27 protein-coding genes are annotated in these 23,811 nt (G+C 73.0%); 12 read left to right on the plus strand and 15 right to left on the minus strand.

Annotation, left to right across the window (positions count from 1 at the left end; translation table 11 throughout):
- Positions 1-224: 224 nt before the first annotated feature.
- Positions 225-644, plus strand: coding sequence for a GNAT family N-acetyltransferase (locus ACSHWO_RS28685; protein ID WP_438316228.1), 420 nt, complete (start codon positions 225-227; stop codon positions 642-644).
- A 91-nt stretch (positions 645-735) separates the two neighbouring features.
- Here ACSHWO_RS28685 and bioD read toward each other — a convergent pair whose 3' ends face one another.
- Genes bioD through bioB form a run of 3 tightly spaced genes read right to left on the minus strand, consistent with a single transcriptional unit; the run spans position 736 to position 4,016 of the window.
- Positions 736-1,458: a dethiobiotin synthase gene (gene bioD, locus ACSHWO_RS28690; RefSeq protein WP_438316231.1), complete on the minus strand. Its 723-nt coding sequence runs from the start codon at positions 1,456-1,458 to the stop codon at positions 736-738.
- Position 1,459: 1 nt separating this feature from the next.
- Positions 1,460-2,773 (minus strand): adenosylmethionine--8-amino-7-oxononanoate transaminase, encoded by a 1,314-nt coding sequence (locus ACSHWO_RS28695; protein ID WP_361097642.1) that lies wholly within the window; start codon positions 2,771-2,773, stop codon positions 1,460-1,462.
- Positions 2,766-4,016, minus strand: a complete 1,251-nt coding sequence (bioB, locus tag ACSHWO_RS28700) for a biotin synthase BioB (protein ID WP_438316234.1) — start codon at positions 4,014-4,016, stop codon at positions 2,766-2,768. The genes ACSHWO_RS28695 and bioB overlap by 8 nt, the downstream gene beginning before the upstream one ends.
- Positions 4,017-4,170: 154 nt before the next feature.
- On the opposite strand from bioB, the gene ACSHWO_RS28705 reads away from it, so the two are divergent.
- Positions 4,171-5,346, plus strand: coding sequence for an 8-amino-7-oxononanoate synthase (locus tag ACSHWO_RS28705; RefSeq protein WP_438316237.1), 1,176 nt, complete (start codon positions 4,171-4,173; stop codon positions 5,344-5,346).
- 4 nt (positions 5,347-5,350) lie between these two features.
- Here ACSHWO_RS28705 and ACSHWO_RS28710 read toward each other — a convergent pair whose 3' ends face one another.
- Positions 5,351-5,572: a DUF397 domain-containing protein gene (locus tag ACSHWO_RS28710; protein ID WP_438316240.1), complete on the minus strand. Its 222-nt coding sequence runs from the start codon at positions 5,570-5,572 to the stop codon at positions 5,351-5,353.
- Positions 5,536-6,468: a helix-turn-helix domain-containing protein gene (locus ACSHWO_RS28715; RefSeq protein WP_438316243.1), complete on the minus strand. Its 933-nt coding sequence runs from the start codon at positions 6,466-6,468 to the stop codon at positions 5,536-5,538. Before ACSHWO_RS28715 ends, ACSHWO_RS28710 begins: the two co-directional genes overlap by 37 nt.
- Before the next feature lie 197 nt (positions 6,469-6,665).
- On the opposite strand from ACSHWO_RS28715, the gene ACSHWO_RS28720 reads away from it, so the two are divergent.
- Entirely contained in the window at positions 6,666-7,115 is a 450-nt protein-coding gene (locus ACSHWO_RS28720; RefSeq protein ID WP_438316246.1) for an ATP-binding protein, read from the plus strand.
- 31 nt (positions 7,116-7,146) lie between these two features.
- On the opposite strand, the gene ACSHWO_RS28725 is transcribed toward ACSHWO_RS28720, so the two are convergent.
- Complete coding sequence (locus tag ACSHWO_RS28725) at positions 7,147-7,530, minus strand: VOC family protein (protein ID WP_438316249.1); 384 nt, start codon at positions 7,528-7,530, stop codon at positions 7,147-7,149.
- Positions 7,531-7,841: 311 nt separating this feature from the next.
- Between ACSHWO_RS28725 and ACSHWO_RS28730 the strand changes: the two genes are divergently transcribed.
- From ACSHWO_RS28730 to ACSHWO_RS28760, 7 genes are all read left to right on the plus strand, one after another.
- Positions 7,842-8,144 (plus strand): urease subunit gamma, encoded by a 303-nt coding sequence (locus tag ACSHWO_RS28730; protein ID WP_385845390.1) that lies wholly within the window; start codon positions 7,842-7,844, stop codon positions 8,142-8,144.
- 14 nt (positions 8,145-8,158) lie between these two features.
- Positions 8,159-8,470 carry an urease subunit beta gene (locus tag ACSHWO_RS28735; RefSeq protein ID WP_179177811.1) on the plus strand — a complete coding sequence of 104 codons (312 nt, stop codon included), beginning with the start codon at positions 8,159-8,161 and terminating at the stop codon, positions 8,468-8,470.
- A complete protein-coding gene (locus tag ACSHWO_RS28740) occupies positions 8,463-10,184 on the plus strand; it encodes an urease subunit alpha (protein WP_361097617.1) in 1,722 nt (573 codons plus the stop codon). Before ACSHWO_RS28735 ends, ACSHWO_RS28740 begins: the two co-directional genes overlap by 8 nt.
- The gene (locus ACSHWO_RS28745) at positions 10,184-10,858 is read left to right on the plus strand and encodes an urease accessory protein UreF (protein ID WP_385845404.1); all 675 of its coding nucleotides are present in this window, start codon (positions 10,184-10,186) and stop codon (positions 10,856-10,858) included. The genes ACSHWO_RS28740 and ACSHWO_RS28745 overlap by 1 nt, the downstream gene beginning before the upstream one ends.
- Before the next feature lie 31 nt (positions 10,859-10,889).
- Complete coding sequence (gene ureG, locus ACSHWO_RS28750; RefSeq protein ID WP_361097611.1) at positions 10,890-11,585, plus strand: urease accessory protein UreG; 696 nt, start codon at positions 10,890-10,892, stop codon at positions 11,583-11,585.
- 65 nt (positions 11,586-11,650) lie between these two features.
- Positions 11,651-12,448: an urease accessory protein UreD gene (locus ACSHWO_RS28755; RefSeq protein WP_438319298.1), complete on the plus strand. Its 798-nt coding sequence runs from the start codon at positions 11,651-11,653 to the stop codon at positions 12,446-12,448.
- 205 nt (positions 12,449-12,653) lie between these two features.
- On the plus strand, positions 12,654-14,315 hold the full coding sequence (locus ACSHWO_RS28760; RefSeq protein ID WP_361097608.1) for an alpha/beta hydrolase: 1,662 nt from the start codon (positions 12,654-12,656) through the stop codon (positions 14,313-14,315).
- Between the two features lie 27 nt (positions 14,316-14,342).
- On the opposite strand, the gene ACSHWO_RS28765 is transcribed toward ACSHWO_RS28760, so the two are convergent.
- The 6 genes from ACSHWO_RS28765 to ACSHWO_RS28790 all read right to left on the minus strand — a co-directional run bounded on the left by ACSHWO_RS28765 (position 14,343) and on the right by ACSHWO_RS28790 (position 19,668).
- Positions 14,343-15,053, minus strand: a complete 711-nt coding sequence (locus tag ACSHWO_RS28765) for a lysophospholipid acyltransferase family protein (RefSeq protein ID WP_385845411.1) — start codon at positions 15,051-15,053, stop codon at positions 14,343-14,345.
- Positions 15,054-15,190: 137 nt separating this feature from the next.
- A complete protein-coding gene (locus tag ACSHWO_RS28770) occupies positions 15,191-15,349 on the minus strand; it encodes a hypothetical protein (protein WP_361097602.1) in 159 nt (52 codons plus the stop codon).
- A gap of 32 nt (positions 15,350-15,381) precedes the next feature.
- Positions 15,382-16,341 carry a cytochrome c oxidase assembly protein gene (locus tag ACSHWO_RS28775; protein ID WP_361097599.1) on the minus strand — a complete coding sequence of 320 codons (960 nt, stop codon included), beginning with the start codon at positions 16,339-16,341 and terminating at the stop codon, positions 15,382-15,384.
- A 94-nt stretch (positions 16,342-16,435) separates the two neighbouring features.
- Positions 16,436-17,461 (minus strand): 6-phosphofructokinase, encoded by a 1,026-nt coding sequence (locus ACSHWO_RS28780; protein ID WP_361097596.1) that lies wholly within the window; start codon positions 17,459-17,461, stop codon positions 16,436-16,438.
- A gap of 209 nt (positions 17,462-17,670) precedes the next feature.
- Positions 17,671-18,399 carry a type 1 glutamine amidotransferase gene (locus ACSHWO_RS28785; protein WP_361097593.1) on the minus strand — a complete coding sequence of 243 codons (729 nt, stop codon included), beginning with the start codon at positions 18,397-18,399 and terminating at the stop codon, positions 17,671-17,673.
- A gap of 30 nt (positions 18,400-18,429) precedes the next feature.
- Positions 18,430-19,668, minus strand: a complete 1,239-nt coding sequence (locus ACSHWO_RS28790; protein ID WP_361097590.1) for a Mur ligase family protein — start codon at positions 19,666-19,668, stop codon at positions 18,430-18,432.
- 122 nt (positions 19,669-19,790) lie between these two features.
- On the opposite strand from ACSHWO_RS28790, the gene def reads away from it, so the two are divergent.
- Complete coding sequence (gene def / locus ACSHWO_RS28795) at positions 19,791-20,354, plus strand: peptide deformylase (protein WP_361097587.1); 564 nt, start codon at positions 19,791-19,793, stop codon at positions 20,352-20,354.
- Positions 20,355-20,385: 31 nt separating this feature from the next.
- Here def and ACSHWO_RS28800 read toward each other — a convergent pair whose 3' ends face one another.
- On the minus strand, positions 20,386-21,030 hold the full coding sequence (locus ACSHWO_RS28800; RefSeq protein ID WP_361097584.1) for a TetR family transcriptional regulator: 645 nt from the start codon (positions 21,028-21,030) through the stop codon (positions 20,386-20,388).
- A 191-nt stretch (positions 21,031-21,221) separates the two neighbouring features.
- Here ACSHWO_RS28800 and ACSHWO_RS28805 point away from each other — a divergent pair, with 191 nt between their 5' ends.
- Positions 21,222-22,448 carry an acyl-CoA dehydrogenase family protein gene (locus ACSHWO_RS28805; RefSeq protein WP_385845425.1) on the plus strand — a complete coding sequence of 409 codons (1,227 nt, stop codon included), beginning with the start codon at positions 21,222-21,224 and terminating at the stop codon, positions 22,446-22,448.
- Between the two features lie 64 nt (positions 22,449-22,512).
- On the opposite strand, the gene ACSHWO_RS28810 is transcribed toward ACSHWO_RS28805, so the two are convergent.
- Positions 22,513-23,292 carry an LppU/SCO3897 family protein gene (locus ACSHWO_RS28810; RefSeq protein ID WP_438316262.1) on the minus strand — a complete coding sequence of 260 codons (780 nt, stop codon included), beginning with the start codon at positions 23,290-23,292 and terminating at the stop codon, positions 22,513-22,515.
- Between the two features lie 62 nt (positions 23,293-23,354).
- Complete coding sequence (locus tag ACSHWO_RS28815) at positions 23,355-23,792, minus strand: SRPBCC family protein (RefSeq protein ID WP_361101488.1); 438 nt, start codon at positions 23,790-23,792, stop codon at positions 23,355-23,357.
- Between the last annotated feature and the right edge of the window lie 19 nt (positions 23,793-23,811).

Consider the following 23,811-nt stretch of genomic DNA (forward strand, 5'->3'; position numbering starts at 1 on the left):
ACCTCCGTCCCAGGATCGGCCAGGAGGAGGGGCAGCGCGCGGTGTCGGGTACGGCGGTGTCGGTCACTGGGGGGCTCGTCCATCGGTGGACGCTCACACCTTTCGCGGGTCTCGTCGGGAGTTCGGCCGGATGCACACCATGGTAAAGGAAAGGCAAAATGGGGGCCTCATCCTTTTGGTGGAGTGACCGCCGGTGACGGGCTCCCCGGACACGGGTGATCTTCATGTCGGCCCGGCCCGGCCCGGCCGTCGACCCCGCGGCCGTGCCCGACTTCTGGAAGACCGCCGCCGAGGGGACCAGCACCAGCGACGACCTCGCCGGCATCGGCCGGCTCCACGCCCGCGACCCGCACGCCCTGTTCCTCGCCCGTCGCGGAGGGGAGCCGGTCGGCACCGTGGTCGCCGGGTTCGACGGTTGGCGCTGCCACCTCCGCCTCGCCGTGCACCCTGACCACCGCCGCCGGGGCATCGCCTCGGCCCTGCTGGCGGCCGCCGAGGAACGGTTCGCGGCGCTCGGGGGTCGGCGCGCCGACGCGATGGTGCTCGGCCGCAACGAACGGGCGCACGCGGCGTGGGACGCGGCCGGGTACCCCCAGGACCCCTGTACCCGTTGGGTCGAGCCGCTTGCCGGCGGAGAACGTTGAACACGCGGAGCGCCCCGTCCCGGGAACCCGGGGACGGGGCGCTCGGAGCCGCGGCGCGCGGCGCGCCGGGAACTGTGGGCGGCCACCGGTCCTACCCGGCCGGCCAGGCCGCCAGGAAGGACTCCGCCGACCACGTGCCCGACAGCGACGGGTCCAGCCAGGCCGGGGCCGCGGCCCGGAACTCCTCCGGGGCCAGCGCTCCGGAGCCCTCCGGTACCGCGCCGAGCAGCGGGAGCCCGGACGAGGCCGGCAGGTCCGCCAGGTTGCAGCGGCAGGCCAGGTCGGGGTCGGCGGGCCAGCTGCCGATGACCACGCCGGGCGAGGCCAGCCCGCGGGCCCGCAGCGCCTCGGCCGTCAGGGTCGTGGAGTTCAGCGTCCCGAGCGCCGGTGGAGCGACCACCAGCACCGGGGCGTCGAGCAGCCGCGCCGCGTCGGCGAGGGTGTGCCCCGCCTCGTCGAAGCGGACCAGGAGGCCGCCCGCTCCCTCCACCAGGACCAGGTCGTGGGAGGCGGCGAGCTTCGCCGCGGCCTCCGCGATCTCGGCCGGGGAGAGCGTCGGCAGACCCGCCCGGCGGGCCGCCGTGTCCGGGGCCAAGGGCTCGGGATAGCGGGCCAGTTCCACGGCTGTGACGGACGGCCCGGCCAGCCGGACCGCATCGGCCGCGTCACCCGGCACCCCGGGCGGCAGCCCGGTCTGCGCGGGCTTGAGCACCGCCACGGACCGGCCGGCCGCCGCAGCGGCCGCCGCGATCGCCGAGGTGACGACGGTCTTGCCGATCTCGGTGCCCGTTCCGGACACCACGAGCACGGACATCTCAGCCCACCTCCGCGGCCGCGCACACCGCGCGGCAGATCCGGGCGACGTCGGCGTCGTCCGTCACGAACGGCGGCATCGTGTAGACGAGGTCGCGGAACGGGCGCAGCCACACGCCCTCGCGGACCGCGGCCGCGGTCGCCGCCGCCATGTCCACCTCGTGGTCCAGTTGGACCACGCCGATCGCGCCGAGCACGCGCACGTCCCGGACACCGGGCAGCTCCCGCGCCGGGGCGAGGCCCTCCAGCAGCCCCGCCTCGATGCGCTTGACCTCGCGCGGCCAGTCCTGGCCGAGCAGCAGCTCGACCGAGGCCAGTGCCACGGCGGTGGCGAGCGGGTTCGCCATGAACGTCGGCCCGTGGGCCAGCACCGGCACCTCGCCCCGCGAGATGCCGGCCGCCACCCGCTCCGTGCACAGCGTGGCCGCCAGCGTCAGGTACCCGCCGGTCAGGGCCTTGCCGAGGCACATCACGTCCGGGGTGATCCCGGCGTGGTCGGCCGCGAACAGGGCGCCGGTGCGGCCGAAGCCCGTCGCGATCTCGTCCAGGACGAGCAGGACGTCGTACTCGTCGCACAGCTCGCGCAGCACCCGCAGGTAGCCCGGGCTGTGGAAGCGCATGCCGCCCGCGCCCTGGACCACCGGCTCCACGATCACCGCGGCCAGCTCGTCGGCGTGCGCGGCGATCAGGGAGCGCAGGTGGTCGACGTACGCGGGGTCCACCGCTGCGGTGAAGCCGCCGGGCGGGACGTCCGCGAAGACCTGGCTCGGCAGGACGCCCGACCACAGCTCGTGCATGCCGCCCTCGGGGTCGCAGACGGCCATCGGCGTCCAGGTGTCCCCGTGGTAGCCGCCCCGCCAGGTCATCAGCCGGGTCTTGGACCGCCGGCCGGTGGAGCGCCAGTACTGCAGGCACATCTTCGCCGCGACCTCGACCGAGACGGAGCCCGAGTCGGCGAGGAAGACGTGCTCCAGGCCGGCCGGGGTGATCTCGACCAGCTTCGCCGCCAGCCGGACGGCGGGCTCGTGGGTGAGCCCGCCGAACATCACGTGGGACATGCGGCCGAGCTGGTCGGCCGCGGCCTCGTTGAGAGCCGGGTGGTTGTAGCCGTGGATCGCCGACCACCAGGAGGACATGCCGTCGACCAGCTCGCCCCGTCCCTGTGCGGGTTCGGCGAGCCGCAGCCGCACCCCGGAGGCGGAGGAGACGACCAGCGGCTCCTGCCGCCCGGGCATGGGGCCGTACGGGTGCCAGACGTGCTGCCGGTCCAGCGCGAGGAGTTCGGCGGCCGGCAGCGTACCGTGGGGGTCAGGCATTGGGGGCGAGGTCCGTCCCCGCGCCGCGGCGGCGCACCGCCACCAGGTCGGAGCGCACCTCGCCGGCCGGCGCCTGGGCCAGGACCGGCTCGGCCCCGCCCTCGACGGAGGCCTCGACGGCGCTCTCGGCCGCGGGCTCCTGCGCGTGGCCGGAGCAGCCGCCGCACGCCGAGCCGCAGCCGGCCTCCGCGGCCACGGAACCGCACGGCCCGTGGGCGGCGGCCGCCGCGGCGGCGTCCGCGCGGTGCGCGGGGAGGGTCTGCGTACCGGCGCCCTCCACCTCGAAGCCGGCGTCGGCGATCATGTCGAGGTCGGCCTGGCCGGCCTGGCCCTCACTGGTGAGGTAGTCGCCGAGGAAGATCGAGTTCGCAAGGTTCAGCGCCAGCGGCTGCATGGCCCGCAGGTGCACCTCGCGGCCGCCCGCGATCCGGACCTCGATGTCGGGGCAGACGAACCGCACCATCGCGAGGATGCGCAGGCAGCGCTGCGGGGTGAGGTTCCACTCCTTGGCCAGCGGGGTGCCCTCGAACGGGATCAGGAAGTTGACCGGCACCGAGTCCGGGTCCAGCTCGCGCAGCGAGTAGACGACGTCGACCAGGTCCTCGTCCGTCTCACCCATGCCCGCGATCAGGCCGGAGCAGGCGGACAGGCCCGCGGCGTGCGCCTTCTGCACGGTGTCGACCCGGTCGGCGTAGGTGTGGGTCTTGGTGATCTGACCGTACGTCGACTCGGACGTGTTGAGGTTGTGGTTGTAGGCGTCGGCACCCGCCGCCTTCAGGCGCTCGGCCTGTCCGTCCGACAGCAGGCCCAGGCAGGCGCAGACCTCGACGCCCTCGTTCTGCTCCTTGATGGCCTCGATGGTCCTGCCGACGCGCTCCACGTCCCGGTCCGTCGGGCCACGGCCGCTCGCCACCAGGCACACGCGCTTGGCGCCGCCCGCGACACCGGCGGCGGCGGCCTGGGAGGCCTCGTCCGGCTTCAGCCAGGTGTACTTGAGGATGTCCGCCTTCGATCCCAGGCGCTGGGAGCAGTACGAGCAGTCCTCCGGGCAGAGCCCGGACTTCAGGTTGACCAGGTAGTTCAGCTTGACCCGACGCCCGAACCACCGGCGGCGCACCTTGCCGGCCGCGGCCACCACGTCGAGCAGGTCGTCGTCGGAGGTCGCCAGTACGGCGAGCGCCTCCTCGCGGGTCGGCAGCTCGCGCCGCAGTCCCTTGTCCACCAGGGTGTTCAGCAGATCCATGAGGGCGATCCTGGACCACGCGACCACTCCCGGCCAAGGAGAGATCGCACAACATGGCCGGAACGGAGTGTGTGTATCGCCACACAAGACACTCGGGTATCGGCCGTTAGGGTCGGGCGACGCCTGTGGACTGCCGACAAATCGCGAGGACCAGATGCCCCAGCACAACCGCGAGCACGACGACGTGTTCGCGTGGATCGACTCCGCGGAGCGGGTCCGCGAGCAGGCCGGACTCGTACGGACCCTGCGCCCGCGCCCCGCCGACTCGCCGCTGCTCGACCTCGCGAGCAACGACTACCTGGGCCTGTCGCGGCACCCGGAGACGATCGCCGGAGCCTGTGCGGCGGCGGCCCGGTGGGGCGCCGGGGCCACCGGATCGCGCCTGGTCACGGGCACGACGGAGCTGCACGGGGAGCTCGAACGGGAGCTCGCGGAGTTCTGCGGTTTCGAGGCCGCGCTCGTGCTGTCCTCCGGCTACGCGGCCAACCTCGCGGCCGTCACCGCGCTCAGCGACCGCGGCACCCTCGTCGTCTCCGACGCCGGGAACCACGCCTCCATCGTCGACGGGTGCCGGCTCTCCCGCGCCGCGACCGCGGTCGTCCCGCACGCGGACCCGGAGGCCGCGCTCAAGACGCTCGCCTCGCACGAGGGCCGGGCACTGCTGGTCAGCGACTCGGTGTTCTCCGTCGACGGGGACGCGGCGCCGCTCGCCGGCTATGCCGCCGCCTGCCGCGAGGAGGGCGCGGCGCTGGTCGTGGACGACGCCCACGGCCTGGGCGTGCTGGGCGAGGGCGGCCGCGGCGCGCTGCACGTAGCCGGGCTCGCGGGCGCGCCCGACGTGGTCGCCACGCTGACGCTCTCGAAGTCCCTGGGCAGCCAGGGCGGCGCCGTCCTCGGCCCCGCCAAGGTGATCCGGCACCTGGTCAACACGGCCCGGACCTTCATCTTCGACACCGGCCTGGCCCCGGCCGCCGCGGGCGCGGCGCTGGCGAGCCTGCGGCTGCTGCGGCGCGAACCGGAGCGCGCCGGGCGGGCCCGCGAGGTGGCCCGCCTGCTGCACGGGCGGCTCACCGCGTCCGGCCTGACCGCGGCCCGGCCGGACGCGGCCGTGGTGTCGGTGCGGGCCCCGTCGGCCGCGGCGGCACTGCGCTGGGCCGCCGACTGCCGCGAGGCGGGTCTGTCCGTGGGCTGCTTCCGGCCGCCGTCGGTGCCGGACGGCATCTCCCGACTGCGGCTGACCGCCCGGGCCGATCTCACGGGGGACGAGATCGGTCGGGCCGTCGAGACGATCCTGCGGACCGCCCCGGCCGGGGCCACGGACGCGCCCTAGGACGTCATACGGGCACGTCCGCCCGTACCGAGGCGAGGAACTCCGTCCAGGCCGGCCCGGTGAAGAGCACGGCCGGGCCGGCCGCCCGCTTGGAGTCGCGGACGGCCAGCAGGCCGCCGGCGAGGGCGGCCGTTTCCACGCAGTTGTTCATTCCGGTGCTGCGGCTGCTGCGCCGCCAGCGCGCTCTGTTCAGAAGTCCGCCGGGGCAGAGGGGGGTTGCGGACACGGGATGCCTCCTTGCGCGTCGTCAGCCAGGGAGCTGATGAGATCCGACGAGTCCTGGGGCGGGAGGGCGTGCGCCTGGATGGTGCGGAACGCGGCGCTGTACGCCTCGAGGTCTTCCTTCCGCTCCAGATAGAGGCTACTCGTCAAATGGTCGAGTACCACCACATCCAGATCGGCAATGTTCGGAAATGAGAAGATGACGAACGGTCCGGTCAGGCCGAGATGACCCCCCACGCTGAACGGCAGCACCTGCAGTCGCACTTGGGGCAACCGCGCCACCTCCACCAGGTGTCGCAGCTGCGCCGCCATCACCCCGGGCCCCCCGATCTGCCGCCGCAGCACCGCCTCGTCCAGTACGGCGCTCAGCTCCAGCGGGGGCTCGGCCCGCAACACCGCCTGCCGGGCCAGCCGTACGTCGACCAGCGCGTCCATCTTCGGCTCCGGTAGCCCGCCCAGCGCGGCGCGGGTGACGGCCCGCGCGTACTCGGCGGTCTGCAGCAGGCCGGGCACCACGGAGAGCTCCACGGTGCGGGCCGCCCGGGCCCCCGCCTCCAGGCTGATGAAGTCCCGGTACTCCTGCGGGAGCAGGCCCCGGTAGTCGTGCCACCACTGGCGGCCGCGGCCGTTGCCGCCGCCGGGCCCGGGGCCGGCCGCCGAGACCGCCAGGGCCTCCAGCAGGGCCCGCTGCTCGGGGCTGACGACTTCTCCGTAGGCGTCGAGGAGGCGGCCGATGTCCTCCGGTTTCACGCCGCTCCGGCCGGTTTCGATGCGGCTGATTTTCGACTGGTGCCAGCCCATGGCGCGGGCCACGTCGCCACTGGTGAGTCCGGTACGGTCGCGCAGGGCGCGTAACTCCTCGCCGAGCTTGCGCCGACGCACCGCGGGGCCGTGCTGCATACCCGCCTCCTTCCACCGGCACAGCTCGCACCAGTCTGCCGTCCAAATACGCTCTTCCGTAGTAGAGTTCACTGTATTGAGCGACAGATATATGCATATCTTGGGTGAACGGCCGCACCGACGGGACGATGGGTGGCACTCTGGCGTCCAGCACAGATCCGGGGCGGTTCCGTCCCGGTGGGAAAGGGACCGTCGCCATGGCAGACCACCAGGAAGCATCCGTCACTCTGCCGAGCGATCCCGCCTCGGTCGCCACGGCCCGCCGCTACGTCGCGGACGTCCTCCTCGAATGGGGACTGCCGGTCGGGGCGGACACCGCCGACAGTGTCCGGCTGATCGTTTCGGAGCTGGCCACCAACGCCGTGCAGCACACCTTCGGGCAGTCGCCCACCTTCACCGTCGAGGTCCGGCTGGAGCGCGGTGAGTGGCTTCGCGTCGGGGTCACCGACAGCCATCCGCGCTGGCCGCGGCGGCTCCCGGCCGCCGTCCAGCAGGACAACGGCCGCGGCATGGTCATCATCCGCTGGCTCACCGCCGAAGCCGGCGGCCGGCTCTCGGTCAGCCCCACCGAGGACGGCGGCAAGACCGTGTGGATCGCCCTGCCCTGGCCCGCCGGAGCCCCGGCCCGCACCGCCGGCACGTGCTGACGGCGGTGGCGCCCGCCGCCCGGCCGGCGCGTCAGCCGCGCTCGGAGGCGCTCCGCTCGATGCACAGCTCGTTGCCCTCGGGGTCGGCGAGCACCGCCCAACCCGTGCCGTCCTCCCGGCGCCGGTCGTCGACGAGCCTCGCCCCGAGCCCGATGAGCCGCTCGACCTCCTCGTCGCGGGTGCCGTCCTGCGGTTGGATGTCCAAGTGGAGCCGGTTCTTGCCGGACTTGGCCTCCGGTACCCGGACGAACAGCAGGCCCGGCACGCCCGGCCGGCCCGGGTCCAGCAGGACCTCGTCGTCGCCCTCGGCGTCGTCGGGGTGGATCGGGAAGCCCGTCACGGCGGACCAGAACGAAGCGGTTGCGTAAGGCTCCAGGGCGTCGAAGGTGATGTGGCGTACCGGATTGCGGAACATGCGACTCCTCCGGGGCGGCTCCCGGGTGTCCGTATACGGAACCGGACGGAGCCGGTCCGCACGCCGAACCGGGTGCCTGCCCGAAACGTGGGTTAACGCGACGGAAAAGCGCGCCGCCTAGCGTGGGCGGCCGCGGCCTTCCGTAAATGATCACCCATCGGCCGGCAAAGCGCCGGTGCTCGGGACGGAAAGCCTTCCTCAGCATTGGGCAAGACCCGCTTGGCTTGGAAATGCGCAGGTCAACAAAGAGTTGACGGCCACTAGGGTCGGCTCGCCCCTCGCTCGACCTGTCCTGGAAGCTGGTGATACGCGTGCACCTGACACCGCACGAGCAGGAAAGACTGCTCATCCACGTGGCCGCGGACGTGGCCGCGCGGCGCAAGGCGCGCGGGGTCCTCCTCAACCACCCCGAAGCGGTGGCCCTCATCACGTCCCACATCCTCGAAGGAGCCCGCGACGGACGGTCCGTGGCCGAGCTCATGGCCTCCGGCCGCACCGTGCTCGCCCGCGCCGACGTGATGGAGGGGATCCCCGAGATGATCCACGACGTCCAGGTCGAGGCGACCTTCCCGGACGGCACCAAGCTCGTCACCGTCCACGACCCGATCGTCTGAAGGGCAGCAGCCGCATGATCCCCGGCGAGATCGTCCACGGGGACGGTCCGGTGCGCCTGAACGAAGGCCGCCCCGTCACCCGCATGACCGTGCTCAACTCCGCCGACCGGCCCGTCCAGGTCGGCTCGCACTACCACTTCGCCGAGGCCAACCCCGGCCTCGACTTCGACCGCCCGGCCGCCCGCGGGCTCCGGCTCAACATCGCCGCCGGCACCGCCGTCCGCTTCGAGCCGGGCATCCCGGTCGAGGTGGAACTCGTACCGCTCGGCGGCCTGCGCGCCGTGTGGGGACTGCGCGGGGAGACCGGGGGGCCGCTCGATGGCTGAGCTGGAACGGGGCGCGTACACCGACCTTTTCGGGCCGACGACCGGTGACCGGATCCGACTGGCCGACACCGACCTCTTCGTCGAGATCGAGGAGGACCTCTGCGGCGGCCCCGGACGCTCGGGCGACGAGGCCGTGTTCGGCGGCGGCAAGGTCATCCGCGAGTCCATGGGGCAGGCCCGCACCACCCGCGCCGAGGGCGCCCCCGACACGGTGATCACCGGCGCCGTGGTCCTCGACCACTGGGGCGTCGTCAAGGCCGACATCGGCATCCGCGACGGTCGGATCTGCGGCATCGGCAAGGCCGGCAACCCCGACACCATGGACGGCATCGACCCCGCCCTCGTGATCGGCCCCGAGACCGAGGTCATCGCGGGCAACGGGAAGATCGTCACGGCCGGCGCCATCGACGCCCACGTCCACTTCATCTCCCCTACCGTCGTCGAAGAGGCCCTCGCCTCGGGCGTCACCACCCTGGTCGGCGGCGGCACCGGACCCGCCGAGGGCACGAAGGCCACCACCATCACCCCCGGCTCCTGGCACCTCGCCCGCATGTTCGCGGCCCTGGAGGCCTACCCGGTCAACATCGGCCTGCTCGGCAAGGGCAACACCACCTCCCGCGAGGCCATGCACGCCCAACTGCGCGGCGGCGCCCTCGGCTTCAAGATCCACGAGGACTGGGGGGCCACCCCCGCCGCGATCGACGCCTGCCTCGGCGTCTGCGAGGAGACCGGCGCCCAGGTCGCCGTCCACACCGACACCCTCAACGAGGCCGGGTTCGTCGGCGACACCCTCGCCGCGATCGCCGGCCGGACCATCCACGCGTACCACACCGAGGGCGCGGGCGGCGGACACGCCCCCGACATCATCACCGTGGTCTCCGAGCCGAACGTGCTGCCCAGCTCCACCAACCCGACCCGGCCGCACACCGTCAACACCATCGAGGAGCACCTCGACATGCTGATGGTCTGCCACCACCTCAACCCCGCCGTCCCCGAGGACCTCGCCTTCGCCGAGTCCCGGATCCGGCCCTCCACCATCGCCGCGGAGGACGTCCTGCACGACCTCGGCGCGATCTCCATCATCTCCTCGGACTCCCAGGCCATGGGCCGCGTCGGCGAGGTCGTCCTGCGCACCTGGCAGACGGCCCACGTGATGAAGCGCCGCCGCGGCTTCCTGCCCGGCGACGGGCCCGCCGACAACCACCGGGCCCGCCGCTACGTCGCCAAGTACACGATCAACCCGGCCGTCGCCCAGGGCCTCGCCCGCGAGATCGGCTCGGTGGAGACCGGCAAGCTCGCCGACCTCGTGCTGTGGAACCCGGCCTTCTTCGGCGTCCGGCCCGAGACCGTCGTCAAGGGCGGCCAGATCGCGTACGCGCAGATGGGCGACGGCAACGCCTCCATCCCCACCCCGCAGCCGGTACTGCCCCGCCCGATGTTCGGCGGCCGCGGCCTGGCTCCCGCAGCGAACTCGCTCAACTTCACCGCCCAGGCCGCACTCGACGACGCCCTGCCCGAACGGCTCGCGCTCGGAAAGGAGTTCGTCGCCATCGAGAGCACCAGGAAGGTGACCAAGGCGGACATGCGCAACAACGACGCCATGCCGAGGGTCCAGGTCGACGCCGACACCTTCACCGTCACCATCGACGGCGAGGTGGTGGAGCCCGCGCCCGCCGCGGAACTCCCCATGGCCCAGCGGTACTTCCTCTTCTGATGAGCCGCGCCGCCCTGCTCGTCCTCGCAGACGGCCGCTTCCCCGCCGGAGGGCACGCCCACTCCGGCGGGGCGGAGGCCGCCTGCAAGGCGGGCCGCATCCACGACGCCGCCTCCCTCCAGGAGTTCTGCCGCGGACGCCTCCACACGGCCGGGCTCACCGCCGCCGCCCTCGCCGCGGCGGCCGCCCTCGGGCTCGACCCGGCCGTCCTGGACGCCGCCGCCGACGCCCGCACCCCCTCGCCCGCACTGCGCACCGCCGCCCGCAGGCTCGGCCGGCAGCTGCTGCGGGCCGCCCGCGCCACCTGGCCCGCCGCCGAACTCGACGCCCTCGCCACGGCGTTCCCGCGCGGGGCGCACCAGCCCGTGGTGCTCGGCCTCACCGCCCGGGCGGCCGGGCTCGGGCCGTCCGACGCCGCGCACGTGGCGGCGTACGAGAGCATCGGCGGTCCGGCCACCGCCACCGTCCGGCTGCTCGGGCTCGACCCCTTCGAAGCCACCGGCGTCCTCGCCCGCCTCGCCCCCGAGCTCGACGACACGGCCCAGCGGGCCGTGCGGGCCGCGCACCGGGCGCGCCTCGACGGCCCGGACGCCCTGCCCGCTGCCTCCTCACCGCTGCTGGAGATCGCCGCCGAGATCCACGCCGGCTGGCCGGTACGGCTCTTCGCCTCCTGACCCCCCTCCACCACCCCGGGAGACCCACCCCATGCACCTCGACCACGGCACGGCCTACCCCGAACGCCACACCCACAGCGCCGAGCCCCGCCGGGCCGACGGCTCGCGCCGCGCCCTGCGCATCGGGCTCGGCGGACCCGTCGGCTCCGGCAAGACGGCCACCGTCGCCGCGCTCTGCCGGGCCCTGCGCACCGAACTGTCCATGGCCGTCGTCACCAACGACATCTACACCCGCGAGGACGCCGAGTTCCTGCTGCGGGAGGCCGTGCTGCCGCCGGAGCGGATCACCGCCGTGGAGACCGGCGCCTGCCCGCACACCGCCATCCGCGACGACATCTCCGCCAATCTGGAGGCGGTGGAGGAGCTGGAGGAGGCCCACCGGGAGACCGCCCCGCTGGACCTGATCCTCGTCGAGTCCGGCGGGGACAACCTGACCGCCACCTTCTCCCGCGGACTCGTCGACGCCCAGATCTTCGTCATCGACGTCGCGGGCGGCGACGACATCCCGCGCAAGGGCGGTCCCGGCGTCACCACGGCCGACCTGCTCGTCGTCAACAAGACCGACCTCGCCCCGCACGTCGGCTCCGACCTGGACCGGATGGCCCGCGACGCCGCCGAGCAGCGTGGCGCGCTCCCCGTCACCTTCCAGTCCCTGCGCGGTGCGGAAGGGGTCGCCCCGGTGGCCGCCTGGGTGCGCGAGCGGCTCGCCGCCTGGGCCGTACGGTGACGGCCGCGCCCCCGGCTCCCGCCGCGCCACCAGCTCCCGCCAACGCGCCGACCCCTGCCGGCCCACTGGCACCTCCCGTCCCGCCCGTCGCACGCCCCGCCCCGCCCACGGACGGGGTGCGGGCCACCGCCCGGATCCGCGCCGTCGCCGACGGCCGCGGCGGCACCGCCCTGCCCGTGCTCACCGGCGGGGGGCCGCTCGCGCTGCGCCGCACGCGGGGCGGCGGCGCCGAGGCCGGCGTCATGCTGGTCGGCGCCATGAGCGCACCGCTGGGCGGCGACCACCTCGCGGTGGAGGCCACCGCCGGCCCCGGGGCGCGGCTCGCCCTCGCCTCGGCCGCCGCGACCCTGGCGCTGCCCGGCCGCGGCGGCGGACCCGCGCGGTACGACGTGCGCATCACCGCGGCCGAGGACGCGGCGGTGCGCTGGCTGCCCGAGCCGCTCGTCTCCGTGCGCGGCAGCGACCTGCGGGTGCGGACCCGCGCCGAACTCGCCCCCGGCGCCCGACTGATGCTGCGCGAGGAGCAGGTGCTGGGCCGTGCGGCCGAGGAGCCGGGCCTGCTGCGCAGCCGGCTCACCGTGGTCCGGGACGGCCGCCCGCTGCTGGACCAGGAGCTCGCCTGCGGGCCCGGCGCGCCCGGCGGCTGGGACGGCCCGGCGGGGCTCGCGGGCCACCGGGCGGTCGGCCAGCTCCTGGTCGTGGACCCGCGGTTCGCCCGGGAGGCGCCGGCCGCCGCCGTTCTGGGGGAGTTCGCCGCGGTCACCCCCTTGGCCGGACCGGCCGTCCTCGTCACGGCACTTGCGCCGGACGCGCTGCGGCTGCGCGGGCTCCTCGACGCGGCGTGTCGCACGTACGGCTGGTGACCCCTGGGCGAAGCTGGGACGAACCAGACACCGCTGAGCGGTACAGGGCGTGCCGGTTATCGGGTTGGCAAAGAACATCACCTTGACCTGTTGTCAGGTGTAGGTCAGGCGAAAAGATCCCCTGTGCGCGCACACCACCGTCGCACGACCAACCCGACGTGACCCGGCCGCTCCCGGCCGGGCCTGATCCAGGGGGAACGACCACGTGATACACAAAGCAGCGCTGGGGAGCGCTGCCACTCTGATCACCGGAGCACTCGCCGCCGGCCTGCTGTTGGCCCCGCCGGCCGCCGCGGCGACCACGGGCAACAGCCCGGTCCCGGAGGCGCTCGGCGTCCAGCTCGCCGCCGCCCGCGCCGCCCGTGCCGGAATCCAGTGGAAGGACTGTCCCGCCGACTGGGGGTTCGCCGCCCCCATCCAGTGCGGCTGGGTCAAGGTTCCGCTCGACTACGCGAAGCCGTTCGGCAAGACCATCGACATCGCGGTCGACCGTGCCGTCAGCACCGGCACCAAGGACGAGCGCCAGGGCGCGCTCCTCTACAACCCCGGCGGACCCGGCGGTTCCGGCATGCGCTTCCCGCGCCGGTCCACCACCAAGTCGCCGCTGTGGGTCAACACCGCCAAGGCGTACGACTTCGTGGGCTTCGACCCCCGCGGCGTGGGCCACTCGACGCCCATCTCGTGCGTCGACCCGCAGGAGGCCGTCAAGGTCCCGAAGGCCGACCCGGTCCCGGACACCGAGGCGGACAAGACCGCCCAGCGCAAGCTCGCCGCGGAGTACGCGGACGGCTGCAAGGAGCGCAGCGGCGAGATGCTGCCGCACATGACCACGCCGAACACGGCGCGCGACATGGACGTCATCCGCGCCGCCCTCGGCGAGAAGAAGCTGAACTACCTCGGCGTCTCGTACGGCACCTACCTCGGCGGGGTCTACGCGACCCTGTTCCCGACCCACGTGCGCCGCATGATCGTCGACAGCGTGGTCAACCCGTCGACGGACAACATCTGGTACGAGGCCAACCTCGACCAGGACGTCGCCTTCCAGATGCGCTGGAACGACTGGCAGGACTGGGTCGCGAAGAACGACGCCTCCTTCCACCTCGGCGACACCCGCGCCAAGGTGGAGGCCAAGTGGCAGCAGCTGCGCGCCCAGGCCAAGGCCAAGCCGCTGGGCGGCGTCGCCGGCCCGGCCGAGCTGATCAACTTCTTCCAGAGCGCCCCGTACTACGACTCCTCGTGGGTCCCGGTCGCGCAGGCGTTCAGCGCCTGGGCCGCCGGTGACGAGAAGCCGCTGGTCGAGGCGATCACCCCGGACATGTCCGACATCCAGGGCAACATCGCCACGGAGAACGGCAACGCGGTCTACACCGCGGTCGAGTGCGCCGACGCCAAGTGGCCCACCAGCTGGGCCAAGTGGGACGCGGACAACACCGCCCTGCACGCCAAGTACCCGTTCATGACCTGGGCCAACGCCTGGATGAACCTGCCCTGCGCGACCTGGAAGTCCAAGCAGCACAAGGCGCTGGAGGTCGGCGCCAAGCGCGGCCTGGCCCCGGTCCTGATCGTCCAGTCGGAGCGCGACGCGGCCACCCCGTACGAGGGTGCGGTCGAGCTGCACCGCCGCCTCGCCGGCTCGCGCCTGATCACCGAGCAGGGGGCCGGTTCGCACGGTGTCACCAGCCTGGTGAACCCCTGCATCAACACGCGCGTGGACGACTACCTGCTCAAGGGCAAGGTCGACGCCAAGGACGTGCTGTGCGGGTCGCACGCCGCCCCGGTCGCCCCGGCCCCGGCCGCCGCGAAGGCGCGCTCGGCCGCCCCGGCGTCGGACTTCCCGGCGCGCGAGGAGCTGCCGTCCGTCCGCTGACCCGGTGACGGAACCGCGGGAGAAGGCTCAGCGCGTCCTGCGCCGGGCCTTCTTCCGTGCTTCCTCCTCCTCGGCCTTGACCTCGCCGGCGTACCGGTCGACGTACTCCTGGCCGGACAGGTCGAGGATGGCGTACATGATCTCGTCGGTGACCGCCCGCAGCACCGCCCGCTCGCCCTCCAGCCCGGCGTACCGCGAGAAGTCCATCGGCCGACCGAAGCGGATCGTGACCCGCCGGATCTTCGGGATCCTCCTCCCGGGCGGCTGGATCTCGAAAGTGCCCAGCATCGCGCACGGGACCACCGGCACCCCGGCGCCCAGCGCCATCGCCGCCACCCCCACCTTGCCCTTGTACAGCCGCCCGTCGTGCGAGCGGGTGCCCTCCGGGTAGATGCCCAGCAGCTCGCCCCGGCCCAGCACCCCCAGCCCCTCGCGGAGCGCGGCCTGCCCGGCGTCCCGGCCCGACCGGTCCACCGGGATCTGCCCGGCGCTGCGGAAGAAGAACGCGGTCAACCGGCCCTTCAGCCCCGGCCCGGTGAAGTACTCCGCCTTGGCGAGGAAGGTGATCCGCCGTTTCAGGATCGCGGGCATCAGGAAGTGGTCCGAGAAGGACAGGTGGTTGCCGGCGACGATCGCGGCCCCCTCGGCAGGGACGTTCTCCAACCCCTCGATCCGCGGCCGGAACAGCAGCCGCAGCAGCGGGCCGAGGAACACGTACTTGAGCAAGTGGTAGAACACCAGGCCGCTCCCGTCGCCGTCCGGCTGTCACCGCCATCGTACGGACAGCGGTACCCGGACCGGAGGGGTCGCGCACGCCGCGCCCGCCGCCCACGCCCCGCGGGCCACGGACGTCACGGGAGGCTCCGCCACGCCGGTCAGTTGTTGCCGGCGGCGGCCATTCCGGCCGTGAGCACGCCCAGCACGACCCAGCCGAACCACAGCCAGCCGTTGCTGCCGAGGGCCACGGAGTACGTCGCGACGGCCACCAGGGCGACGAAGGTCATGACGGCCATCGCCTTAACGGAACCGGTCATGCCCCATGGTGGCCCCGAAAGCGGGTCGGGCGCTACTGGCCACGCGCGCGCAACGAGGCGAGATAGGCGTTGTACGCCTCCAGCTCCTGGTCGCCGTTGCGGTCCGCGGCCCGGTCGGCGCGCTTCGCCGCCCGCTGCTCGGAGTGGTACCACTGGTACATCAGGGCGATCAGCACCAGCACCGAGGGGATCTCGCTGAAGGCCCACGCGATGCCGCCGCCCCACTGCTGGTCGAGCAGCGGGTCGATGCCCAGGGAGGCCGGCGGGTTCCGGTAGGTCCCGATCATCGGCTCGCTCGCCATCATCAGCGCGATGCCGAAGAACGCGTGGAACGGCATTCCGGCGAAGAGCTCCAGCATCCGCATCACGTAGCCGGGCCGGTGCGGGCCCGGGTCCACGCCCATGATCGGCCAGAAGAAGACCAGGCCGACGGCGAGGAAGTGCACCATCATCCCGATGTGCCCGGGCTTGCTCTCCATGAGGAAGTCGAAGAGCGGGGTGAAGTACAGGGCGTAGAGGCTGGCGATGAACATGGGAATGGTGAACGCCGGGTGGGTGACCACCCGCATGTAGCGGCTGTGCAGCAGCATCAGCAGCAGCTCACGGGGCCCCTTGCGGCCGCGCCCGGCGGGCGGCAGCGCGCGCAGCGCGAGCGTCACCGGAGCGCCCAGCAGCAGCAGGATGGGGGAGAGCATGCTGATCACCATGTGCTGGATCATGTGCACGCTGAACATGACCATGCCGTAGTCGTTCAGCTTGGTGCACATCACCAGGGCCACGCTGAGCACACCGGTGGTGAAGGCCACGATCCGGCCCGTCGGCCAGGCGTCCCCCCGCTGCCGCAGTCGCACCACGCCCCACAGGTACAGGCCGAGCCCGACCAGCGAGCCGATCAGGAAGAACGCGTCGAAGGAGAACTCCAGACCGCGCCCGAGGGTGAACGGCGGCAGGTCCATGTCGTGCATGTCCATGCCGTGACCGCTGTGATCCATCTGTCCACTCCTCTTGACCTGTGGTGCCCCACCACAGTAGTGCCGCCCCCGGACGCGGCTGCGTCCGGGGGCGGTTCCACAAGAGGGGAAAAGGTCACAGAACGGTCTGCGCCTCGTCGTACCGCTGCGCGGGCACGGTCTTGAGGGCGGCAGTGGCCTCGGCGAGCGGCACCATCACGATGTCGGTGCCGCGCAGCGCGGTCAGCATCCCGAACTCGCCGCGGTGCGCGGCCTCCACCGCGTGCCAGCCGAAGCGGGTGGCGAGGACCCGGTCGTACGCGGTCGGGGTGCCGCCGCGCTGCACGTGGCCCAGGATGACCGGACGGGCCTCCTTGCCCAGGCGCCGCTCCAGCTCGACCGCGAGCAGGTTGCCGATGCCGGCGAAGCGCTCGTGGCCGTACTGGTCCGTGCCGCCCTCGGTGAACTCCATGCTGCCGGGGCGCGGCTTGGCGCCCTCGGCGACCACGACGATCGCGAACCGCTTGCCGGCGGAGAACCGCTCGCCGACGATCCCGGTCAGCTCCTCGATGTCGAAGGGGCGCTCCGGCACGACGATCGCGTGGGCGCCGGCCGCCATGCCCGAGTGCAGGGCGATCCAGCCGGTGTGGCGGCCCATGACCTCCACGACCATCACGCGCTGGTGGGACTCGGCGGTGGTCTTCAGGCGGTCCAGGGCCTCGGTGGCGACACCGACGGCCGTGTCGAAGCCGAAGGTGACGTCGGTGGAGGCGATGTCGTTGTCGATGGTCTTCGGGACGCCGACGATCGGCAGCCCGGCCTGCGACAGCAGGTTCGCCGCCTTCAGGGTGCCCTCGCCGCCGATCGGGATGATCGCGTCGAGGCCGAGGTCGGCCACGTGGCCGCGGGCCCGCTCCACGCCGTCGCGCAGGTGGGCGGGCTGGACTCGGGAGGAGCCGAGGACGGTGCCGCCACGGGCCAGGATGCCCGCGACCGAGTCGAGGTCGAGCTTGCGGTAGTCGCCCTCCAGCAGGCCCTTCCAGCCGTCGTGGAAGCCGATCACCTCGTCACCGTGGTCGACGACGGCGCGGTGCACGACGGAACGGATGACGGCATTGAGGCCGGGGCAGTCGCCGCCGGAGGTGAGCACGCCAATGCGCATGGCAAGAAACCTTTGCAACGTGGGCCGACGACCGGACCACGTCGTCCGGTTGGAACTACCCGTCACCCTACTAGCGGATCGGCACCCCGTTGAACCAGCCTCCACATGCTGGTCATGTTCCTCGTACAAACGCACGTCGGCCCGGACCCCCCGAGGGGAATCCGGGCCGAACGCAGCCTTGCGCGCAGGTGGCGCGGGCGCCGCAGGGGCTACGCGGGCTGGGTGGCCGACGCGATCCGCTCCGCGCGCAGCGCGTCGTACCACCGGTCGTCGACCGGCGGCAGCGCGTTGACGTCGAGGGCCAGCTTCAGCAGCAGGTCCGCGATCAGCGGGTTGCGGGCCATGACGGGGCCGTGCATGTACGTGCCGAACACGGTGTCGTTGTACGCGCCCTCGGTGCCGTCCCCGGTGCCGTTGCCGCGGCCCAGCCGGGTGCGGGCGAACGGCTTGGCCGTCGGGCCGAGGTGCGTGACGCCCTGGTGGTTCTCGAACCCGGTCAGCTGGGGCAGGCCCAGCCGCGGGTCGATGTCGGCGAGCACGTCGCCGACGCACCGCTCGCCCTCGCCGCGCACGGTGACGACGTCCAGCAGGCCGAGGCCCTGCTGGCGCTCGCCCATGTCGTTGACGAACTCGTTGCCCAGGATCTGGTACCCGGCGCAGACGGAGAAGACGATCGCCCCGTTCGAGACGGCCCGCTCCAGACCGCCGTCGCGCACCAGGCGCTCCGCGGCCAGGCGCTGCGGGCGGTCCTCGCCGCCGCCGATCAGGTAGATGTCCCCGGACGTCGGGATGGGCTGGTCGCTGCGCACGTCCACGCGCTGCACGTCCAGGCCGCGCTGGCGGGCCCGGCGCTCCACGACGAGAACGTTGCCCTGGTCTCCGTACGTGCTGAGCAGGTCGGGGTAGACCCACACCAGACGCAGGCTGTTGTCGCTCATGCTCATGTCCTCTGGGTTCCGATCCCGGTGCTAGTTGCCGACCCGGCGGCGGACGTCCTGGAAGGCGGTGTAGTTGGCGATCAGCTCGATCTGCCCGGGCGGCGCCAGCTGCACGGCCTCGTCGAGGGTGTCGCAGACCCGGAAGTCCAGGCCCGCGACCTCCAGGCGGACCGCGAGGTCCAGCCTGCGGTCGCCGATCACGAAGATCGGGTGGCCGGCGAGGCGCGGGTAGTCCACGTCCCACAGCCACGAGGTGTCGGTGCCGTCGGCGCCGCGCGCGTTCACCGAAAGGATCACCGGGGCCGGGGGCTGGTCGATCAGCGAAAACGTTTCGAGCCAGCCCGCCGGGTTCTTCGCGAGCAGCAGCCGCAGCTCACGGCCCTGGAAGCTGACCACGTCGTAGCGGCCGGCGACGGCCTGCACCTGGTACATCCGCTCCAGCGCGACCTGCGGCGGCACGCCGAAGACGGCGGCCACGGCGGCCGAGGTGGCCGCGTTCGCCTTGTTGGCGCGGCCCGGCAGCTGGAGGTGGATCGGCCAGGCCGAGCCGTGCGGGTCCAGCACGTGGTCGCCGGAGAGCACCCACGTCGGGGTGGGGCGGCGGAAGCCGCACTCACCGCAGAACCAGTCGTCGCCCGGGCGCTGCATCACACCGCCGCAGGAGGGGCACGACCAGGCGTCGTCCTTCCACTCCTGGCCGGCGGCGACCCACACCACGTTCTGCGAGGACGAGGCCGCCCACACGATCAGCGGGTCGTCGCAGTTCGCGACGACGACCGCCTTGGAGCCCGTGAGGCCCTCGCGCCACTTCTCCGCGAGCATGCGGGTCTCGGCGGCGCGGTCCAGCTGGTCGCGGGAGAGGTTCAGCAGGGCGATCACCTTCGGGGTGACGTCCCGGGCCACTCCGGCCAGGTACTTCTCGTCGACCTCGATTACGCCGTACTTGGCGTCCGATCCGCCCGCCAGGGCGGAGGTGATGCCCGCCGGCATGTTCGCGCCGAGGGCGTTCGAGACCACCGGGCCGCTGGCCCGCAGGGCCTCCGCGATCAGGCGGGTCGTCGTGGTCTTGCCGTTGGTGGCGGAGACGAGGACGACGTCGAGATGCTGCGCGAGCGCTCCGAGGAGGTCGGGGTCGAGTTTGAGTGCGACCTTGCCACCGATCACCGATCCGCTGCCACGTCCCGCGGCCCGCGACACCGCCGCCGCGGCCTTGCCCGCCGTCACGGCCAGTTTGGCCCGCGGCGAAAGCGGCTCTGTGTTGCCTGCCATCGTCCCTTGTCCTCCTTGCGTCGACCGGCCCCAGCCTATCCAGTACCGGCCGGGGCCCTGACCGCGGCGCCCCAGGTCGCCGCGGATCTCCTCATATATTCGCCCGTCGTACCCTTACGGCCATGCGACAGCGCGTCATTCCCGGCACCACCGGCACCGTCCGCACCATGAGCCTGCTGGGCGACCCGGTGCTCCACTCGGCCTGCGAGGAGGTCACCGCGTTCGGCCCGGCCCTCGACCGGCTGATCGAGGACATGTTCGCCACGATGTACGCCGCCCAGGGCGTCGGCCTCGCCGCGAACCAGGTCGGGGTGGGGCAGCGGGTCTTCGTCTACGACTGCCCCGACGACGAGGACGTCCGGCACGTCGGCCACATCGTCAACCCGCGCCTGGTCGAGGCCGACGGGGACGAGTTCCTCGGTCCGGAGGGCTGCCTGTCGCTGCCCGGCCTGGAGGCCGGCACGGCCCGCTTCGACCGCGCGGTCGTCGAGGGCGTCACCTCGGACGGCGCACCGGTGCGGATCACCGGCACCGGGTTCTTCGCCCGTTGCCTGCAGCACGAGTGCGACCACCTCGACGGCACGGTCTACGCGGAACGGGTCACCGGGCTGCGGGCCCGGCGGCTGCGCCGTGCGATCCGCCGGACGCCGTGGGGTGCGCGGGGCGCGCACGTCCTGGCCGACTGAACCGCTCCGCCGGCCGCAGCCGGCCGAAGCACTAGAAGCCGGGGCCGTCGGCCCGGTCGCCCGCCGTGGACAGCCGGCCCCACAGCAGGTCGGTGAGTCCGGACACCAACTCGGCGCGCCCGCAGGGGCGTTCGCTGAGCCACCAGTCCCCGGCCGCGTGCATCATGCCGACGATCCCGTGCCCCCAGACGCGGGCCAGCCGGTCCCCGTCCGGACCGAGGTCCACGCGCTCGCTGATCACCTCGGCCAGCTCCTCGCCGAGCCGGCGCAGCAGGGGCGCCGAGTGCCGGCCCACGTCGAAGCCGTGCTCCGCGCTGTGCGAGTCCTCGGTGGGGTGCATGAGGAACCGGTAGACCTGCGGCCGGGCCTCGATGGCCGCGAGGTAGGTGTCGAGGGTGGACTCGACCCTGTGCCGGCGCTCGGCGGGCGCGTCGAGCGCGGCCCTCAGCGAGGCGAGCAGGGCGTCGGTGTGCCGTACGGCCAGGGCCTGGTAGAGCCCGGCCTTGTCGCCGAAGTGGCGGTAGAGGATCGGCTTGGTGATGCCGGCCTCGGCCGCGATGGCATTCATGGATGCCTTGGGGCCGTCCCTGAGGACGACCCGGTCGGCCGCTTCGAGCAGCTCCCGCCGGCGGTGCTCGGCCGTTCCCGGCCCCCCGGCCTGCTGCGTGGTCTCCATGACGTGTTCTCTCCCCGCCCTTGCGATGGTGCGTGACGCCCACGCAACGTAACACCCCGCACACCCCGGCCACCGAATCGGCCGCGCCGCGGACGACCTCGCTTGACAGTCGCTACTCGCCGGTAACAGACTGTGGCCACCGTCGAGGTTACCGCCAGTAACGCACTGGTGGATGCACAGTTGGAGGGGACATGGCGGAGTTCACCATGGAGCTCAACGACGACCAGAAGCAGGTCCGGGACTGGATCCACGGCTTCGCCGCCGACGTGATCCGGCCCGCGGCCGCGGAGTGGGACGAGCGTGAGGAGACCCCGTGGCCCGTCATCCAGGAGGCGGCCAAGGTCGGCATCTACTCCCTCGACTTCTACGCCCAGCAGTACTTCGACCCGACCGGCCTCGGCGTCCCCATGGCGATGGAGGAGCTGTTCTGGGGTGACGCGGGTATCGCCCTGTCGATCGTCGGCACTGGGCTCGCCGCCATCGGCGTCCTCGCCAACGGCACCGAGGAGCAGATCGGCACCTGGATCCCGCAGATGTACGGCACCCCGGACGACGTGAAGGTCGCCGCCTTCTGCTCCTCCGAGCCGGACGCGGGCTCCGACGTCGGCGCGATGCGCACCCGCGCCGTCTACGACCAGGCGAAGGACGAGTGGGTCCTCAACGGCACGAAGACCTGGGCGACCAACGGCGGCATCGCCAACGTCCACATCGTCGTCGCCGTGGTCGACCCGGAGCTGGGCACCAAGGGCCACGCCTCCTTCATCGTGCCGCCGAACACCCCCGGCCTGTCCCAGGGGCAGAAGTTCAAGAAGCACGGCATCCGCGCCTCGCACACCGCCGAGGTGGTGCTGGAGGACGTACGGATCCCCGGCTCCTGCCTGCTCGGCGGCAAGGAGAAGCTGGACGAACGCCTCGCCCGGGCCCGTGAGAGGGCGAAGGCGGGCGGCGAGCGGCTGAAGAACGCGGCCATGGCCACCTTCGAGGCCTCCCGGCCGGCGGTCGGCGCGATGGCCGTGGGCACGGCCCGCGCCGCGTACGAGGTGGCCCTCGACTACGCGCGGACCCGGACCCAGTTCGGCCGGCCGATCATCGACAACCAGGGCGTGGCCTTCCAGCTCGCCGACATGCGCACCCAGATCGACGCGGCCCGGCTGCTGGTGTGGCGTGCCTCCTGGATGGCCGTCGCGGGCAGGCCGTTCACCTCGGCCGAGGGCTCGATGTCCAAGCTGTACGCGAGCGAGGTGGCCAAGAAGGTCACCGCCCAGGCCGTGCAGATCCTCGGCGGCAACGGCTTCACCCGTGAGTACCCGGTGGAGCGCATGCACCGCGACGCGGCCATATACACCATCTTCGAGGGGACGAGCGAGATCCAGCGGCTGGTGATCGCCCGCACCCTCTCCGGAATGCCGATCCGCTAGCGCGGGGCGGAGCCGAAGCGCCCCCGGACGGTCGGAGTCCGGGGGCGCCGGCGTCCGGGCACCGCTAGCGCAGGGGCGTCAGGCAGTGGAGCTTGGTGCCCTCGGCGCTGTACTCGGGCATGGCGAGGAAGTCCCGGGGACCGCACCAGTCCTGCTCCGTCGGCTGCTTGCTGACGCGGTACTCGGCATTGGGCGAGCCGCAGTCCGTGACCAGCAGCCTCTGGTGGCTCATGTCCCCTCCTTCGTTGCGGACGCAGCTGCCGACGATGAGCGGCGTCGGCTTGTCGTCCCCGTCCCCGGCCAGGATGCCCAGCACCACCAGGGTCGGGAGCGCGAAGGAGAGCAGTACCGCCGCGGCGATCAGGAGCAGGGCGGGTGGCCGCCGCCACAGCGGCCGGCCCGGGTCGAGCGGCCGCAGGATGGCCCCCGTGGGGGGAGCGAGCCGGTAGTACGCAGCCCGGGGGCCGAGGTTCATCAGCAGCGTGACGGGTGTGACGAACAGCGACAGCGGTCCCCACCAGCCCTGCCAGAGGGTGTCGGACTGCATCCGCCGGTAGGTGGCGAGCCCGCAGTCGCGGCAGAGCGGGCCCTCCGTCCGCAGGAACCGCATCAGGACGACCATCCCCTGGTGTCCGCGCACGGTCCCGGGCGCGGCGGGCACCGACCCGCAGATGCGGCAGTCGAGGACCACGGGATGCCCCGGGCCGTACGGGGTCGCCTGCGGCTGCGGAACGGCGTACGGGCCCTGCTGCGGGGGCCCCGCGGGCGGGCCGTACGGGGAGCCCTGCTGCGGCCCGTACGGGGGGTACGGGCCCGCGCCGTGCTGCGGGGGTGGACTGGCCACGGGGTTCTCCTCGCTCTCGCTGCGGCACCGGGTCGGTGATCACGGAACCCTAGCCCGGACTGTCAGGTACGCAGCAAACCCTCCACCACACGACCGAACAGCAGCCTGCTCGCCGCCGCGACCAGCGGGTCGAACGCCCGGCCCAGTCCCCGCACCCGCAGCTCCTCCCGCCAGCAGACCTCGGTCCCTCCGCCGGCCAGCGGGCTGACCACGATCTCCGCCCAGCCCCGGACCGCGCGTCCGCGCTTGACCAGCCGGACCCGTCCCGCACCCGTCCCGGACGGCGGTTGCCAGACCACGACCTCCATCGGGTCGTCGAACGTGATCCTGCCCACTCCGGTCCGGGCCGTGAAGCGGGTTCCGACGCGCGTGGGCGGCGCAGTCTCCATGATCGTCCGGGTGAGCGGGACCCGGGCGCCGTGCCGTTCCCAGGCCGTGAGCCGCAGCCACGCCTCAGCGGCAGGCAGACACGTACGGTGAACGATCCGGATACCGGGCATGAGCGCATGGTAGCCGGGC

Origin of the sequence: Streptomyces pallidus (ex Mingjun et al. 2026), from assembly GCF_051550185.1 — a bacterium.
GTDB lineage: Bacteria > Actinomycetota > Actinomycetes > Streptomycetales > Streptomycetaceae > Streptomyces.

Coding starts and splice junctions, on each gene's coding strand:
- bioD (WP_438316231.1), bottom strand. CDS start 1,458: ATGTCCGTGCTCGTGGTGTCCGGAACGGGCACCGAGATCGGCAAGACC.
- ACSHWO_RS28770 (WP_361097602.1), bottom strand. CDS start 15,349: ATGACCGGTTCCGTTAAGGCGATGGCCGTCATGACCTTCGTCGCCCTG.
- ACSHWO_RS28720 (WP_438316246.1), top strand. CDS start 6,666: ATGGCAGACCACCAGGAAGCATCCGTCACTCTGCCGAGCGATCCCGCC.
- ACSHWO_RS28775 (WP_361097599.1), bottom strand. CDS start 16,341: ATGGATCACAGCGGTCACGGCATGGACATGCACGACATGGACCTGCCG.
- ACSHWO_RS28800 (WP_361097584.1), bottom strand. CDS start 21,030: ATGGAGACCACGCAGCAGGCCGGGGGGCCGGGAACGGCCGAGCACCGC.
- ACSHWO_RS28740 (WP_361097617.1), top strand. CDS start 8,463: ATGGCTGAGCTGGAACGGGGCGCGTACACCGACCTTTTCGGGCCGACG.
- ACSHWO_RS28715 (WP_438316243.1), bottom strand. CDS start 6,468: ATGCAGCACGGCCCCGCGGTGCGTCGGCGCAAGCTCGGCGAGGAGTTA.
- ACSHWO_RS28805 (WP_385845425.1), top strand. CDS start 21,222: ATGGCGGAGTTCACCATGGAGCTCAACGACGACCAGAAGCAGGTCCGG.
- ACSHWO_RS28815 (WP_361101488.1), bottom strand. CDS start 23,792: ATGCCCGGTATCCGGATCGTTCACCGTACGTGTCTGCCTGCCGCTGAG.
- ACSHWO_RS28780 (WP_361097596.1), bottom strand. CDS start 17,461: ATGCGCATTGGCGTGCTCACCTCCGGCGGCGACTGCCCCGGCCTCAAT.
- ACSHWO_RS28695 (WP_361097642.1), bottom strand. CDS start 2,773: ATGCCTGACCCCCACGGTACGCTGCCGGCCGCCGAACTCCTCGCGCTG.
- ACSHWO_RS28785 (WP_361097593.1), bottom strand. CDS start 18,399: ATGAGCGACAACAGCCTGCGTCTGGTGTGGGTCTACCCCGACCTGCTC.
- ureG (WP_361097611.1), top strand. CDS start 10,890: ATGCACCTCGACCACGGCACGGCCTACCCCGAACGCCACACCCACAGC.
- ACSHWO_RS28705 (WP_438316237.1), top strand. CDS start 4,171: ATGCCCCAGCACAACCGCGAGCACGACGACGTGTTCGCGTGGATCGAC.
- ACSHWO_RS28790 (WP_361097590.1), bottom strand. CDS start 19,668: ATGGCAGGCAACACAGAGCCGCTTTCGCCGCGGGCCAAACTGGCCGTG.
- def (WP_361097587.1), top strand. CDS start 19,791: ATGCGACAGCGCGTCATTCCCGGCACCACCGGCACCGTCCGCACCATG.
- ACSHWO_RS28725 (WP_438316249.1), bottom strand. CDS start 7,530: ATGTTCCGCAATCCGGTACGCCACATCACCTTCGACGCCCTGGAGCCT.
- ACSHWO_RS28745 (WP_385845404.1), top strand. CDS start 10,184: ATGAGCCGCGCCGCCCTGCTCGTCCTCGCAGACGGCCGCTTCCCCGCC.
- bioB (WP_438316234.1), bottom strand. CDS start 4,016: ATGGATCTGCTGAACACCCTGGTGGACAAGGGACTGCGGCGCGAGCTG.
- ACSHWO_RS28685 (WP_438316228.1), top strand. CDS start 225: ATGTCGGCCCGGCCCGGCCCGGCCGTCGACCCCGCGGCCGTGCCCGAC.
- ACSHWO_RS28735 (WP_179177811.1), top strand. CDS start 8,159: ATGATCCCCGGCGAGATCGTCCACGGGGACGGTCCGGTGCGCCTGAAC.